General features: G+C 67.0%; 1 pseudogene. It reads left to right on the top strand.

Annotated features, from left to right (window positions below):
• Positions 1-391, top strand: a pseudogene (locus XI05_RS08895) (IS3 family transposase); the annotation flags it as partial.

The following is a 391-nucleotide window of genomic DNA, read 5'->3' as shown; positions in this document are numbered from 1 at the left end:
CGAGCGGATGATGCCGGCGTTCGCCAGCGCATGAAGGCGATCGCCCAGGAGCGCCGCCGCTTCGGCTATCGGCGCCTGCATGTTCTGCTCAAGCGGGAGGGCTTTGCGATCAACCACAAGAAGCTATTCCGGCTGTACCGGAAGAGAAGTTGGTGGTGCGCCGCCGTGGCGGCCGCAAGCGGGCGATCGGGACCCGGGCGCCGATGACGGTGCCGATGGCACCGAACGACCGCTGGTCACTGGACTTCGTCTCCGATCAGCTCACGGATGGCCGCCGCTTCCGCATCTTGACCGTGGTCGATGACTGTACCCGCGAGTGCTTGGCGCTGGTGGCCGATACCTCGCTCTCCGGGGCCCGGGTGGCGCGGGAGTTGGATCGGCTGGTCATGGA

It is taken from the genome of Bradyrhizobium sp. CCBAU 11357 (assembly GCF_028128865.1).
GTDB lineage: Bacteria > Pseudomonadota > Alphaproteobacteria > Rhizobiales > Xanthobacteraceae > Bradyrhizobium.
Note: the sequence above shows the minus strand (reverse complement) of the source record. Positions and strands in the feature narration are given on the sequence as shown.